At 70.8% G+C, this 14,150-nt stretch carries 15 protein-coding genes; 4 read left to right on the top strand and 11 right to left on the bottom strand.

Going from position 1 to position 14,150, the window contains the following annotated elements; genetic code table 11:
* Positions 1-6 precede the first annotated feature (6 nt).
* From DN051_RS24115 to clpS, 6 genes are all read right to left on the bottom strand, one after another.
* A complete protein-coding gene (locus DN051_RS24115) occupies positions 7-294 on the bottom strand; it encodes a MoaD/ThiS family protein (RefSeq protein ID WP_112439483.1) in 288 nt (95 codons plus the stop codon).
* A 113-nt stretch (positions 295-407) separates the two neighbouring features.
* The gene (locus DN051_RS47560; protein ID WP_324612360.1) at positions 408-503 is read right to left on the bottom strand and encodes a putative leader peptide; all 96 of its coding nucleotides are present in this window, start codon (positions 501-503) and stop codon (positions 408-410) included.
* Between the two features lie 93 nt (positions 504-596).
* Positions 597-1,019, bottom strand: a complete 423-nt coding sequence (locus tag DN051_RS24105) for a M67 family metallopeptidase (protein WP_112439482.1) — start codon at positions 1,017-1,019, stop codon at positions 597-599.
* Between the two features lie 182 nt (positions 1,020-1,201).
* Positions 1,202-2,653, bottom strand: coding sequence for an amino acid permease (locus DN051_RS24100; RefSeq protein WP_053761587.1), 1,452 nt, complete (start codon positions 2,651-2,653; stop codon positions 1,202-1,204).
* 320 nt (positions 2,654-2,973) lie between these two features.
* A complete protein-coding gene (locus DN051_RS24095; RefSeq protein ID WP_112439481.1) occupies positions 2,974-3,570 on the bottom strand; it encodes a DUF2017 domain-containing protein in 597 nt (198 codons plus the stop codon).
* An 11-nt stretch (positions 3,571-3,581) separates the two neighbouring features.
* Positions 3,582-3,899 carry an ATP-dependent Clp protease adapter ClpS gene (gene clpS / locus DN051_RS24090; RefSeq protein WP_053761585.1) on the bottom strand — a complete coding sequence of 106 codons (318 nt, stop codon included), beginning with the start codon at positions 3,897-3,899 and terminating at the stop codon, positions 3,582-3,584.
* A gap of 109 nt (positions 3,900-4,008) precedes the next feature.
* Here clpS and DN051_RS24085 point away from each other — a divergent pair, with 109 nt between their 5' ends.
* On the top strand, positions 4,009-5,352 hold the full coding sequence (locus DN051_RS24085) for a nicotinate phosphoribosyltransferase (protein WP_112439480.1): 1,344 nt from the start codon (positions 4,009-4,011) through the stop codon (positions 5,350-5,352).
* A gap of 171 nt (positions 5,353-5,523) precedes the next feature.
* Positions 5,524-6,111 (top strand): nicotinamidase, encoded by a 588-nt coding sequence (locus DN051_RS24080; RefSeq protein ID WP_053761583.1) that lies wholly within the window; start codon positions 5,524-5,526, stop codon positions 6,109-6,111.
* A gap of 48 nt (positions 6,112-6,159) precedes the next feature.
* Here DN051_RS24080 and DN051_RS24075 read toward each other — a convergent pair whose 3' ends face one another.
* Both DN051_RS24075 and DN051_RS24070 read right to left on the bottom strand, forming a co-directional pair.
* Complete coding sequence (locus DN051_RS24075) at positions 6,160-6,489, bottom strand: hypothetical protein (protein WP_053761582.1); 330 nt, start codon at positions 6,487-6,489, stop codon at positions 6,160-6,162.
* Positions 6,490-6,611: 122 nt separating this feature from the next.
* Entirely contained in the window at positions 6,612-8,963 is a 2,352-nt protein-coding gene (locus tag DN051_RS24070; protein ID WP_053761581.1) for an immune inhibitor A domain-containing protein, read from the bottom strand.
* 391 nt (positions 8,964-9,354) lie between these two features.
* On the opposite strand from DN051_RS24070, the gene DN051_RS24065 reads away from it, so the two are divergent.
* Complete coding sequence (locus DN051_RS24065) at positions 9,355-9,627, top strand: hypothetical protein (protein WP_053761580.1); 273 nt, start codon at positions 9,355-9,357, stop codon at positions 9,625-9,627.
* A 107-nt stretch (positions 9,628-9,734) separates the two neighbouring features.
* On the opposite strand, the gene DN051_RS24060 is transcribed toward DN051_RS24065, so the two are convergent.
* Together DN051_RS24060 and DN051_RS24055 are read right to left on the bottom strand one after the other, a co-directional pair.
* Entirely contained in the window at positions 9,735-10,415 is a 681-nt protein-coding gene (locus tag DN051_RS24060) for an RDD family protein (protein ID WP_053761579.1), read from the bottom strand.
* A 107-nt stretch (positions 10,416-10,522) separates the two neighbouring features.
* Complete coding sequence (locus DN051_RS24055; protein WP_053761578.1) at positions 10,523-12,055, bottom strand: RDD family protein; 1,533 nt, start codon at positions 12,053-12,055, stop codon at positions 10,523-10,525.
* Between the two features lie 229 nt (positions 12,056-12,284).
* On the opposite strand from DN051_RS24055, the gene DN051_RS24050 reads away from it, so the two are divergent.
* Entirely contained in the window at positions 12,285-12,695 is a 411-nt protein-coding gene (locus DN051_RS24050; protein ID WP_112439479.1) for an SsgA family sporulation/cell division regulator, read from the top strand.
* Positions 12,696-12,705: 10 nt separating this feature from the next.
* On the opposite strand, the gene DN051_RS24045 is transcribed toward DN051_RS24050, so the two are convergent.
* Complete coding sequence (locus DN051_RS24045) at positions 12,706-14,112, bottom strand: FAD-binding oxidoreductase (RefSeq protein WP_112439478.1); 1,407 nt, start codon at positions 14,110-14,112, stop codon at positions 12,706-12,708.
* Between the last annotated feature and the right edge of the window lie 38 nt (positions 14,113-14,150).

Below are 14,150 nucleotides of genomic sequence, written 5' to 3'. Positions count from 1 at the left end.
GGGCCTTCAGGCCATGCCGCCGGCCACGGCCGGCAGGATGGTGACGTTGTCGCCGTCGGCGAGCTTGGTGTTGATGCCGTCGAGGAAACGGACGTCCTCGTCGTTCAGGTAGACGTTGACGAAGCGGCGCAGCTGGTCGCCGTCGGCCGCGTCGACGAGGCGGGCGCGGATGCCGGCGTACCGGGTCTCCAGGTCGGCGAACAGCTCGGCAACGGTCTCACCACTGCCCTCCACCGCCTTCTGGCCGTCGGTGTACTGGCGGAGGATGGTCGGGATGCGGACCTCGATGGCCATGGCTCAGGGCTCCTGTCGGGAGTGGTCGGATCGGTGGGCGCGCGGCGGCGCGGCTGCAGCAGGTCGTGCGTGGTGGATCGCCGCCGCTCACGGCCGTACGGCGGCAGGGTGCGTCAACAGATGGCGCTGGCGAGCCTGCACAGGTCGACGTGCAGCCGCGCCACGAGCAGCGTGCCCGGCGTCTTCTCGCTCACGTCGTGGGAAACCATGGGCTCATCGTATCGATTCCTGGTCCGGGTTCTGGAATGTGATCTCACATACCGGATGAATTCTGACCGAATCCCGGGATCACGGGGCCGTGGTCAGTAGGCCTCCACGACCTTGACCTCCTCCTCGGTCACCTCGCCGTCGACGATGCGGAACGAGCGGAACTGGAAATCGCCGGCGTCGTCGGCGTCCGCGGTGGAGACCAGGACGTAGTGCGCGCCGGGCTCGTTCGCGTAGGAGATGTCGGTGCGCGACGGGTAGGCCTCGGTGGCCGTGTGGGAGTGGTAGATGATCACCGGCTCCTCGTCGCGGTCGTCCATCTCGCGGTAGAGCTTGAGGAGATCGCCGGAGTCGAACTCGTAGAAGGTGGGCGAGCGGGCCGCGTTCAGCATGGGGATGAAGCGTTCGGGGCGGTCCGAACCGGCCGGGCCCGCGACCACGCCGCACGCCTCGTCGGGATGGTCCGCGCGCGCGTGGGCGACGATCCGGTCGTGGAGCGCCTGGGTGAGGGTCAGCATGCGGGCAAGGATAAGCAGAAGGGCCGTCCCGTACCGATGGGTGGTACGGGACGGCCCATATGCCGGACGTCCTGAGCGGCGACGGCGGGGGCGCCGGAGGCGCTCCCCGCCGCGGGACGTCCCGGGCGTCGACGGCGGGGGCGCCGGAGGCGCTCCCCGCCGCGGGACGTCCCGGGCGTCGGTCAGCCGACCTTCTGGAACTGCGAGGTGCCGCGCTCGGCGATCTGCGGGTTGCGGGACTTCAGGACCCTCCACCCGATGCCCAGGGCGGCGGCCCAGCCGGCCATCACGTACAGGCAGACGCGGGCGTCGGCGTCGTAGGCGATGATGCCGGTCACGAACAGCAGGAACGCGATGGCGATGTACGAGCACTTCGCACCGCCCGGCGCCGGGAAGGACGAGGCGGGCAGACGGCCCGCGTCGACCGCGCGGCGGTACAGGACGTGGCTGATCAGGATCATCAGCCAGGTCCAGATGCCGGCGGCGGTGGCGATGGAGGTGACGTAGCCGAAGGCCTTCTCCGGGACGACGTAGTTCAGGATCACGCCGATGCCCATGAAGAGCACGGAGACGAGGATGCCGAAGGCGGGCGTCTTGGTGGACGACAGCTTCTTGAACGCCTTGGGGGCCTCGCCGCTCTCGGCCAGGTTCCGCAGCATGCGGCCCGTCGAGTACATGCCGGAGTTGCAGGAGGACAGCGCGGCGGTGAGCACGACGAAGTTGACGATGGCGGCGCCCGCCGGGATGCCGATCTGCGCGAAGGCCTCGACGAACGGGCTGACGCCCGGCGCGAACTCGGTCCACTTCACGACGCACAGGATGACGGTGAGGGCACCGACGTAGAACAGGGCGATGCGCCAGGGCAGCGTGTTGATCGCCTTGGGGAGGGTCTTCTCCGGGTCCTCGGACTCGCCGGCCGTGACACCGACCAGCTCGACGGCGAGGTAGGCGAACATGACGCCCTGCAGGGTCATCAGGGACGAGCCGATGCCCTTGGGGAAGAAGCCGTCGAAGGCCCAGAGGTTGGAGACCGCGGCCGTGTCACCGGCGCTGCTGAAGCCGAAGGTGAGCACACCCAGGCCGATCACGATCATGCCGATCAGGGCGGTGACCTTGACCATCGAGAACCAGAACTCCAGCTCGCCGAAGAGCTTGACGGAGATCAGGTTGACGCCGAACAGGATCACCAGGAAGACCAGTGCCGTCACCCATTGCGGGATGGACGGGAACCAGTAGTTGACGTAGATCGCGGCGGCCGTCAGCTCGGCCATGCCGGTGACCACCCACATCAGCCAGTAGGTCCAGCCGGTGAAGTAGCCGAAGAACGGTCCGAGGAACTCACGGGAGTACTCCGCGAACGAACCCGAGACGGGGCGGTACAGCAGGAGCTCACCGAGCGCCCGCATGATGAAGAAGATGATCACGCCCGCGAGGGCGTACATGAGGATGAGGCTGGGTCCGGCCTTGGCGATGTTCGCCCCGGCACCCAGGAACAGACCGACGCCGATGGCGCCGCCGATCGCGATCATCTGGACCTGGCGGCTGCCGAGCCCGCGCTCGTACCCCTCCTCGGGGGCGTCGCCGCCCACGGCCTCATTGCCGTCGTACTGCTTGTCGACCCGCGCTGAGGTCATGTGTGGTGCGCCTTTCTCCATATCCGATCCGAGCCAGTGACATGGCCTCGGATCGGGTTCCGATCCCCCCGGATAGGTGGAGCTCTGCCTGGCCGGCGATCCGCCGGCTCGGTGGCGCACCCGACGAGACAAGGGTGGTGTTCGCCGGGCGGTCGTGAAGATTTATCACGGCCGCAACATTGATCGCCGGAACGCCCTGTGGCGCACCGCACAGGAAGAAGCGGACAAAAGGCACCCAATGGCCGCAAAAACGACCGCACCCTTGATGCGATCGTTATTCGGATTTGAGCGTCCGCTGAGCGAACACTCGTCCGGGCATATCAGGGCAAAAGAGTGGAGACCAATGTCTCCTGGAGCCCGCCGAGCCACAGATAGGCCATCACCATCGGCTTGCGCGGGTCCTCGTCGGCCAGCCGGTACAGCAGCTCGGTGTCGTCCTCGTCGGTGATCTCCAGCCGGGAGCCGATGGCCAGGCGGAGGTCGTTGAGGGCGCCGAGCCACTGCTGGGACTGCTGGACGGTCAGCTCCAGCACCACTTTGCCGCCGTCGCCGGCGGCGGGCAGCTCGTCCAGCGAGCGGACCACCGCGAGGGCGTTCTCCCGCTTGCCGGCGCGCAGATCGTTCTCGGTGAAGCGGCGGAACTCGGCGGAGTGGGCCTTGCGCTCCTCGTCCTGGCCGGGCTGCTCGGGGTCGCTGTAGGCGTCCGGGAAGAGCCGCTTGAGCACCGGGTCGGACGGGGGCTCGCTGGGCCCCTCGGCGAACAGCTCGGCGAGCGGGTCGCCGCCCGCCTCCTCGCCGGGGCCGGGGCCGATCAGCTCCAGCAGCTGCACGGCCAGCGACCGGATGATGGAGATCTCGACGTCGTCGAGGGCGACGGCGGCGCCGCCGCCGGGGAGCGGTTCGAAGTGTCCTGACATGGAGGCGATCGCTACTTCCGGTCCTGCTGGAGGGTGGCCCACAGACCGTAGCCGTGCATGGCCTGCACGTCGCGTTCCATCTCCTCGCGACTGCCGCTGGAGACGACCGCCCGGCCCTTGTGGTGGACGTCGAGCATGAGCTTGGTGGCCTTGTCCTTGGAGTAGCCGAAGTACGTCTGGAAGACGTACGTCACATAGCTCATGAGGTTGACCGGGTCGTTGTGGACGATCGTCACCCACGGGACGTCCGGCTCGGGAACGGCAGAGACCTCCTCCGCCGACTCGGTGCGTTCGATCTCGATGGGAGCGGCTGACGTCACACGACCCATGCTGCCACCTCGGGGGGTCGGAAGCACAAACGGGCCGGGCGCGGACCGGGTCGCGCCGCCCCGGTACCTAAATCGTCAGACTGACGAAATGGGGGTACCCTTGGTTGCCATGAACACAGCGGACCTTGGGCTGCCGGTGGACGTGCCATCGACGGCGCTTTTCACGGACCAGTACGAGCTGACGATGCTCCAGGCCGCCCTGCGGGCCGGCACCGCCGAGCGGCGCAGCGTCTTCGAGGTCTTCACCCGGCGGCTGCCCGAGGGGCGCCGGTACGGCGTGCTGGCCGGCACCGGCCGGGTCCTGGACGCGGTGGAGAACTTCCGTTTCGACCCGGACGTCCTCGACTTCCTGCGCGAGCGGGACATCGTCGGCGAGGAGACCCTGCGGTGGCTCGCCGAGTACCGCTTCCGCGGCGACATCTGGGGCTACCCGGAGGGCGAGGTGTACTTCCCGGGCTCGCCGGTGATGCGGGTGGAGGGCAGCTTCGCCGAGTGCGTGCTGCTGGAGACGGTGATCCTTTCCATCCTCAACCACGACTCCGCCATCGCCGCGGCGGCCTCCCGGATGTCCTCGGCGGCGGGCGGCCGGCCGCTGATCGAGATGGGCGCGCGCCGCACCCACGAGCTGGCCGCCGTCGCCGCCTCGCGCGCCGCCTACATCGGCGGCTTCACCTCCACCTCCGACCTGGCCGCCGGCTTCCGCTACGGCATCCCCACGGTCGGCACGTCCGCGCACGCCTTCACCCTGCTGCACGACCGCGAGCGGGACGCCTTCCGGGCCCAGGTCGAGTCGATGGGCCGGGGCACCACCCTGCTGGTGGACACCTACGACGTCGCCGAGGCGGTCCGGGCCGCCGTGGAGGTCGCCGGGCCCGAGCTGGGCGCGGTACGGATCGACTCCGGCGATCTGCTGCTGGTCGCGCACCGGGTGCGGCAGCAGCTGGACGAACTGGGGGCCACCGGCACGAGGATCATCGTCACCTCGGACCTGGACGAATACGCCATCGCCTCGCTGGCGGCGGCGCCCGTGGACGCGTACGGCGTCGGCACCCAGCTCGTCACCGGCTCCGGGCACCCGACCTGCTCCATGGTCTACAAGCTGGTCGCCCGTGCCGAGTCCACCGACCCGTCGGCGCCGCTGGTGGCGGTGGCGAAACGATCCACCGGGGGCAAGACCTCCATCGGGGGCCGCAAGTGGGCCGCGCGCCGGCCGGACGAGCGGGGCGAGACGGAGGCGGAGGTGGTCGGCACCGGGCCGGTACCGGCCGGGCTCGTCGACCGGCAGCTGCTGGTCGAGCTGGTCAAGGGCGGCGAGGTGGTCGCCCGGGAACCGCTGGACGCCGCCCGCGACCGGCACATCGCGGCCCGCGCCGCCCTGCCGCTCTCGGCGACACAGCTGTCCCGGGGGGAACCGGTGCTTCCGACCGAGTACGTGATCGACGAAGACGACTAGCGCCGGCCGCTCAGAAGGGCGGTGGGTGGGGCGCGCGGCGCGCGCCGGTCCGTGCCCCCTCCCGCACGGCCTCCGAAGTCTCTAGGCTCGGAGGTTCAGGTTTCGACAACGCCCGGGCGGCCGCGCTCCTCGGCACCGACCCGAAGACCCCACAGCCGAAGGACACCGACCATGCGCCGCGCCTTGATCGTCGTAGACGTGCAGAACGACTTCTGCGAGGGAGGCAGCCTCCCGGTGGCCGGAGGCGCCGACGTGGCCGCCGCGATCACCGAGCTGATCGGGCAGGCCCCCGCCGGGTACCGGCACGTCGTGGCCACCCGCGACCTGCACATCGCACCCGGCGGCCACTTCGCCGACAACCCCGACTTCGTCCGCTCCTGGCCCGCGCACTGCGTCGCCGGCACGGAGGGGGTCGGCTTCCACCCGAACTTCGCCCCGGCCGTCGCCTCCGGATCGGTGGACGCCGTCTTCGACAAGGGGGCGTACTCGGCGGCCTACAGCGGCTTCGAGGGCGCCGAGGAGAACGGTGTCACGCTGGCCGACTGGCTCAGGGCGCGGGAGATCGACGAGGTCGACGTGGTCGGCATCGCGACCGACCACTGCGTACGGGCCACCGCGCTGGACGCCGCACGCGAGGGCTTCCGTACGCAGGTGCTGCTCGACCTCACCGCCGGGGTGTCCCAGGAGACCACCGAGCGGGCGCTGGAGGAGCTGCGGGCGGCGGGCGTGGAGCTGTCGGGCAAGCCCGTCGTGCAGTAGCCGTCGGACGGCCGGCCGCCGCACGGCCGGCGAATCGGGCCGGCCGGTCTAGGCCGGCGCGGCCGGGCGTCTGAGCAGGGCCTTGATGGGGTGCCACAGCTCCATGGGCCAGACGTCGCTGTCCGGAGCCGTGCGCCATATCAGGCCGTCGGGGTGGTGCAGGACCGCCGTGATCTCGTCCGGCGAGGGCGGGGCGGCGTTGCCCCTCAGGTAGACCGCGCGCAGGCCGAGATTACGCAGCCTGGTCAGCGCCCGCGCCCGGTTCTGGGCGTGGACGAGGACACGCACTCCGGCGGGCCCGTCGGCGGCGGGGCTGGGCAGATTCAGCGCCACCACCACCGTGCCGTTCGGCAGCTTGCAGAAACCTCCTGCGGCCATGCGGTCACACCCCCGTGTCAGCCGGTGTCAATAAGAGAACCACAGGACGCACCTAAACACGGATCGGCGGTGACCCGCCAGGGGGTCACCGCCGATCATGCTTTGACCTGCGAAGATGCGGATTACCTACCCGCGGGGCCGACCTCCAGCTCGATCGTCGAGCCGTTCTTGGCCTCCTCGACAATCTTGATCTTCGTGTTGGTGTCAGTGATCTTGACACCGCCGGTCGGGTTCGACTCGTCGTAGTAGGTGTTCGTGCGGTCGTTGAAGACCGAGACACCCTTCGAGCCCGGGATGTACTTCGCCACGTCCGCCTTGTGCAGCGTCATGCCGTCCGTCCGGAACGTGCTGAACGGGGCGTCGTAGCTCTGGATCCGGTTGCGCATCAGCGTGCCGTCGGCCCACTTCAGCGCGGTCGGGTGCGAGTCGATCGGCAGGACCAGACCGGTGCCCGGGTGCTCGCTGGTGTTGTTGTCCGCCTGCGAGGTGTCCCACTTCCAGATCAGCAGGCCGTTCTGGTACGCGTAGTGCTCCACCCAGTCCGGGCGCTGCGTGAAACCGAAGTTGTACGGGCCGGACTTCAGGGTCTCGTCGTACGACACGTACTGCCGGTTCTCGGCGATGTAGTACTGCGCGTAGTCCTTGGTGAAGGACGCGCCGACGCGGGAGAAGCCGGTGGCGGTCCAAGCGGCGTCCGCGCTCTCGGCGTTGTCGGCGAAGACGGTGGCGCCGTCCGCGGTGACCGTGATGGCGTCGGCCGTGAAGCCCTTCTGGGCCACGCCGCCGTCGGTCTGGTAGCGGAAGCGCAGGCCGATCTTCTGGCCGGCGTAGGCGTCGAGCGAGTACGCGAGCTTCTGGTAGCCCTCGATCGTGCCGTGCAGGGCGGGCTTGTCGCTGCCGTCGCGCGGGATGGCCTGGCCGTCCACGGTGCCGTCGAGGGCGGTCCAGTTGGCGCCGCCGTCGGTGGACACCTCGGTGTAGAGGTAGTCGTAGTTGGCCTCGATGTCGTACCAGCCGTCGAAGGTCAGGTCGGCGGACGACTTGCCGGTCAGGTCGACCGAGCGCGTCAGCGTGTTCCTGAGGTTGTCACCGCTGCCGCTCCACCACTGGGTCTGGCCCTCGGCGGGGGTGATGATCTCGGTGGTGACGGCCTTCTTCGGGAGCGTGACGACCAGCGCCTGCTTGTGCTTGGTGTTGTACTCGGACACACCCAGCTTGTGCCAGGAATTGACGCCCGCCTTGGCGGTGTCGTAGTTCAGCCACCCGAGCTGGAGCTTGTCCCAGGCGGTCATGTCGCCGGGGAGGTTGCCGATCTCGTTCTTGCCGGTGCCGAGCCACGAACCGGACGACATCAGCGTCCAGAAGCCGGTGGAGTTCTCGCCGCCGTTGGTGTCGTAGTGGTCCGGCAGACCGAGGTCGTGGCCGTACTCGTGGGCGTAGACGCCGAGTCCGCCGTTCTCCGGCTGGACCGTGTAGTCGCCGACCCAGATGCCGGTGGAGCCGATCTGCGCGCCGCCGAGCTTGTTCTGGTCGGGGCCGGTGGCGCCGGCGTCGCTGCCGAAGGCGTACCAGCGGTGGGCCCAGATCGCGTCGGTGCCCTGCGCTCCGCCGCCCGCGGACTCGTCCTCGCCGGCGTGCACGACCTGGAAGTGGTCGATGTAGCCGTCGGGCTCGTTGAAGTCGCCGTCGCCGTCGAAGTCGTAGCGGTCCCACTCGTCGAACCGGGCGGCGTCCGCCTTGATCTGGGCGTCGGTGCGGCCGGCCGCCTTCTGCTGGGCGACCCAGGCGTTCAGACCGTCGCTGACGACGTTCCACACGCTCGGGCAGTTGGTGTCACCGCAGGCGTTGTTGCCGTACCGGGCCTCGTTGTAGGGGACCTTGACCCAGTCGGAGACCTCGCCCTCGACCGAGTAGCGGCCGGAGGACTGCTTCTCGTAGTACGTCTTGACCGAGTCGACGCCCTTGCCGGAACCGAAGTACAGGTCCTCGAAGTGCTGCTGGTCGTAGTCGGCCTGCCAGGCGGTGGAGTTGTCCTTCTTGCGGTCCGGCTTGGCGATCTGGTTGTGCAGCGGACCCGCGGTCCCGCCGTAACGGGGGTCGGTCTTGTCGCCGAACTCGACCAGGATGGTGAAGATCTTGTCGGTCTTCTCCCGGCCGAGCTCGACGTACTTGGAGTCGCCCTTCTTGCTCTTGAGCTGGACGACCTTGGAGCCCTCGCGGTTCTTGACCGAGGCCTGGCCGGATATGACCTGCTCCAGGGCCTCCTCACGCTGGGCATCCTGGGTCCTGCTCAGCGGGCCTTCGAGGTCGTGCGCGTGATTGTCCTTCGCCGACTGCGGGTCGTGGCGGTCCACGGCCTCCGGTCGGAGCGGTACGTCCGCCTGCGCAACGCCGGCGGCGGAGAGCGTGGCGGTGGCCGCGGCGAGTGCGACGGCCGCGGCCGCGGCTCTGAACGTCCAGGGTCTGCTGGTCACTTGAGTTCCTCCCCAGCGTCCGTGTGCGCGGATGGGGGGTCAGAAGCCGTGCTGGTTTCCGCACACACGTGATCGACGCGTGTAGTCAAGTGACGACATTTGACTAGAGGTTCGGGAGAAAAGACAGACCTTGACTTGAGCAGGACAAGTGCACTATGCGGAGACGGAGCGTCGCTCAGCGAACGACGCGGATCGCCCACCGGGCGCGCGCGACCGTCCGCCCGTCGGACCGCATGAATCGATGCGCCCCCCGTGCATCGGCACTGTTGGTCAGGTCACGCTTACTGTTCGTTCCCGTCGGGCATGCACGCGAATAGATTCTGTTCGCACCCTCCCCGGAGCGAGAGACACACGGGGAGAGACCACCCCCATCTTCGAGGACTCGATTGCCATGCCTCGTCCGACTGCCGCACAGCTCGCCTACGGTTCACTGACCGTGATCGCATCCACGTTCGCCATGCTGCTGCTGTCACAGACGACGTCGGGCGCGGGGATCGCGGTCATCGCCGTCACGGCGCTCGCCCTCGGGCTGCTCGTCGCCATGACGGTACCCATGCCGAGGCGCACGCCGACCGTCGTACGGCGCTCCGCCCCGGCCGACCGCGTGGCGACCCCGCTCCCGGCCACCGCGCCCGAACCGGTGCGGGAGGCGACGGCCTCCTGACCCGGCGGGACCGGCCGGACACAGCGCAGACGCCGAGCGGGCCTGCCGCGCACCCGAGGTGGCGGCAGACCCGCTCGGCGTCGTCCGGGCCGGCCGCGGCCGGCCCGTCAGGTGGCGCTGACCACCACCGTCTTGGCCGCCTTGTCGTGCAGGCCCTGCTTGTAGGGCTTGTCGAAGAAGCTCCAGCCGCCGCAGATCACCGTCCACACACAGGCGCAGCAGAACGCGAACGGGATCCACAGCACCGCCGCGCGGATCAGCGAGGTCTGCACCGACGGCGTGGCGCCGTTCTCGAGGTTGGCCACCCGCATGCCGAGCCACTTCTTGCCCAGCGTCTGACCCCACTTGCCGATCATGAAGGTGTCGTACGCGATGAAGAGGACGGCGGCGATCACCGACTGGCCCAGGGACCTGCCGACCTCCATCTCCTCGGCGCCCACCGCGTACTCGTCCACGTTGAAGGCCAGGGTGAGCAGCCAGACGACGACGCCGACCAGGATCATGTCGATGATGCGGGCCAGGGTGCGCTTGCCGCTGTCGGCGAGCGGGGGCATGCCGGCCAGCGGATCGGCGGGGCCTCCCCCGTACGGGTCACCGCCGTAGGGGCCGCCTCCGTAGGGGGGCGGCTGGCCGCCGCCGTACGGGGGCTGCCCGCCGGGCGGAGGTTGCTGACCGCCCGGGGGCGAGTCGTACGGCGAGCCGGCCCCCTCGCCGGGCGGGGGCTGCTTCTTGAACGGGTCGTCCTCCGGCGGCTGCCCGCCGGAACCGGGGGGCGGTTCGGTGCTCATGGCCCGAGTGGAACCCGAACACTCCCCGCGCGCATCCGGCGAGCCGCCGTCCGGGGTACGGAACTACCAGGTCAGCGCAACTGCCGGGGCGGCACCCTGATCGACCGTCAGCCCGCGACGAACGTGTGTGCGGCCTTGTCGTGCCAGCACTGCCGCCACGGCTTGTCGAACAGGCACCACAGCACACCGACGACTCCGACGCAGAGCAGACCGGGAACGCTGAAGACGAGCCAGCGGCGTACGGCCGCACCGAAGGACGGGGGCTCGTGCCCCTCGATGTCCCGTACCTCCAGGCCGAACAGCCGCTTGCCCGCGGTGCGGCCCCACTTGGCCGTCGGCAGCGCCTCGTACAGCACACCGGACAGCAGCAGGACGGCGAGGATGACGCCCAGATACACCGAGGTCGTGCCGTCGAGCAGCCAGACGGTGACCGTGCGGCCGGAGAGCTCGGCCTCCTCGATCTTCGCCTGGACATGGTCCAGGGCCTTCGTCCCGAGCGGTACGGCGGCGAGCGCGGTGACGGCGCCGACGACCACGGTGTCGACCAGCCGGGCGGCCAGGCGCTTGCCGAGCGCCGCGGGCCGCGCCGCCGCCTGTCGCCGGGCGGCGGCCTGGAACGGGTCGTCCTTCGGCGGCTTCCACGGCGTGACCGGCGGGTCGTCGGGGCCGGCCAGCCGGTGGACCTGCTGCGCCCAGGACGACTGCCCGCCGCCGGGACCGCGGGTCACCGGGGTGCCGCCGGCCGGGTCGGGGGCCTGCTGGGGCACGCCGGGAGGCGCGGTCCACTGCGGTGCGGGCTGGTGGACCGGACCGGCGGGCGCGGACTGCGGGGCCGCGGTGGCCGCCTGGCCCCCGGGCTGCGCCGCCTGTGCCACCGGGGCGGCCTGGGCCGCCGCCGCGCGGGCCGCGGCCGCCTTGCCGGCGCCGAATCCGGGGCCTCCCGAGCCGGCCGGGGCCCCGGCGGACGCCGCCGGCTCCTGCGTGCCCGGGGTCCCGGGACGCGCGCCGCCCTGCTGAGGTGTGCGCGGGGTGAGCGCGCGGAAGGTCATGGTGCCCTCGTCCTCGGCGGTGCCGCGCGCCGCGCCCGCACCGGCGTCCTGGCCCGGGGACCTGGGGGCCGGGCGGCGGAAGACGAAGGTGCCGTCGGGGGCGGCGGCGCCGGGGCCCGCGTCGGCGTCCGGGGCGGCGGGCGGGATCGTCGCCGTGCCGTCCGTACGGGCGGAACGGCCCTCCGGCGGCGCCGGGGCCTCCGCGGCCACGCGCGGGTCGGCGCCCTGCGGAGCGCCCCAGGACACGCGCTGGTCCTGCTCGCCGCCGAAGCCGGACTGGCGGGCGCGGTCGGCGCCCCACGCGGAGGCGGGCTCGGGCCGGCTGCCGTGCTGGGCGTCGGCGGGGGCGGCCCGGGGCCGCGGTTCGGGGTCCTCGTCGAAGAAGTGCGGCCCGGTCTCCTCGACGGCCGGCGGCGCGGGGCGCACACCGGGCGGCGGTGCGAGCGATTCTCCGGCGGCCGGGGCCGGCCGGCTGGTGCCCGGTACCCAGGCGGCGCCGTTCCAGTACCGGACATATCCGGGAATGGAGGGGTCCGGGTAATAGCCCTCGCGGGGCCTGTCGTCGCCGGGTGCCGGGGTTGGGGCGCTCATGTCCGTCGTCCCGTATCTGCTCGGGGGTGTGATGGGGGCCTCCACATCTATCAGACCCGCTGGGCCCGCACCGCCCGTCCCGCGGGACCCACCCCTTTCGAGCACGGTTGTGCTATCTCCGCGAAAGAAGTCCGGGGAACCCGCGTAATGCTTCCTGCCACGCCCGCTCTCCACTCGTACGGGCCCGCCCACCGGGTCCGTACCGGCCCGTGCAGAGAGGAAGAACGCCATGGACACCGTGGTAGAGCGGGAGCTGGAGATCAGGCTCGTCCTGTCGCCCGAGCGGAGCATCCCGGTCCCGGCCCGGCTCGGCTACCGGAGCGCCGACCCGTACGCCGTGCACATCACCTTCCACATCAACTCCGAGCACCCCGTCCGGTGGACGTTCGCCCGCGAGCTGCTGGTGGAGGGGGTGTTCCGGCCGTGCGGCCACGGGGACGTGCGGGTGTGGCCGACGAAGACGCACGGGCGCAGCGTCGTGCTGATGGCGCTGAGCTCACCCGACGGGGAGGCCCTGCTCCAGGTCCCCGCGGCGCAGTTGTCGGCCTGGCTGGAGCGCACGCTGCGGGCGGTGCCCCCGGGGAGCGAGGGCGAGCAGCTCGGTTTGGACGACGGTCTGGCCGAGCTGCTCGCCCAGTGAGGGGCGGGCGTCAGAACAGCTTGCCCGGGTTGAGGATGCCGAGCGGGTCGAAGACCTGCTTGACCGCCCGCTGCATCTCCACGCCGACCGGGCCGATCTCGCGCGCCAGCCATTCCTTCTTCAGCACACCCACACCGTGCTCGCCGGTGATGGTGCCGCCGAGTTCCAGGCCGAGGGCCATGATCTCGTCGAAGGACTCGCGGGCGCGCCGGGACTCGTCGGGGTCCTGGGCGTCGAAGCAGACCGTCGGGTGCGTGTTGCCGTCGCCCGCGTGGGCGACCACGCCGATGGTGAGGCCGTGCTTGTCGGCGATGCGCTCGACGCCTTCGAGGAGTTCGCCGAGCCGGGAGCGGGGCACGCACACGTCGTCGATCATCGTGGTGCCCTTGACGGCCTCCAGCGCGGTGAGCGACAACCGCCGCGCCTTGAGGAGGAGTTCCGACTCGGCCGCGTCGTCGGCCGGCACGACCTGGGTCGCGCCGGCGGCCTCGCACAGCTCGCCGAGGGCGGCGAGGTCGGCGGCCGGGTCCGGGGTGTCGAAGGCGGCGAGGAGCAGCGCCTCGGTGCTCTCCGGCAGCCCCATGTGCGCCATGTCGTTGACCGCCCGGACGGTGGTGCGGTCCATCAGTTCGAGGAGGGACGGCACGTGCCCGCCGGCCATGATCCGGCAGACCGCGTCGCAGGCCGCGGCCCCGGAGGCGAACTCGGCGGCCAGCACCAGTTGCTGCGGCGGCCGCGGCTTGAGGGCGAGGATCGCCCGTACGACGATGCCGAGCGAGCCCTCGGAGCCCACGAACAGCCGGGTGAGGTCGTAGCCGGCGACACCCTTGGCGGTGCGCCGGCCGGTGGACATCAGCCGGCCGTCGGCCAGCACGACATCGAGGCCGAGCACGTACTCGGCGGTCACCCCGTACTTCACGCAGCACAGCCCGCCGGAGGCGGTGCCGATGTTCCCTCCGATGGTGCACATCTCCCAACTGGAGGGGTCGGGAGGGTAGTACAGGCCGTGCTCGCCGACCGCGCGGGACAGGACGGCGTTGACGACGCCCGGTTCGACGACGGCGATGCGGTCGACCGGGTTGATCTCCAGGATCCGGTCCATCTTGGTCAGGGACAGCACGACGCAGCCGTCGGAGGCGTTGGCCCCGCCCGACAGGCCGGTGCGCGCGCCCTGCGGGACGACCGGTACGCGCAGCTCGGAGGCGGTGCGCATGACGTGCTGGACCTGTTCCACGGTGCGCGGCAGCACGACCACGGCCGGTACGCCGGCCGGGCAGAAGCTCGCCATGTCGTTGGCGTAGGAGGCGGTGACGTCGGGGTCGGTCAGGACGGCCTCGGCCGGCAGGCCCGCGAGCAGCCGGTCCGTGAGGTTGCCCTGCGCTTCGTCGGGAGGGGCTTGGATACGGCTCATGATCACAGCGTGTCACCCGGGGCCATCGGTGTGAACCCCGTCGG

The organism is Streptomyces cadmiisoli, from assembly GCF_003261055.1.
Taxonomy (GTDB): Bacteria; Actinomycetota; Actinomycetes; order Streptomycetales; family Streptomycetaceae; genus Streptomyces; species Streptomyces cadmiisoli.
The sequence above is the reverse complement of the archived record's forward strand: the minus strand, read 5'-3'. Positions and strand labels throughout refer to the sequence as shown.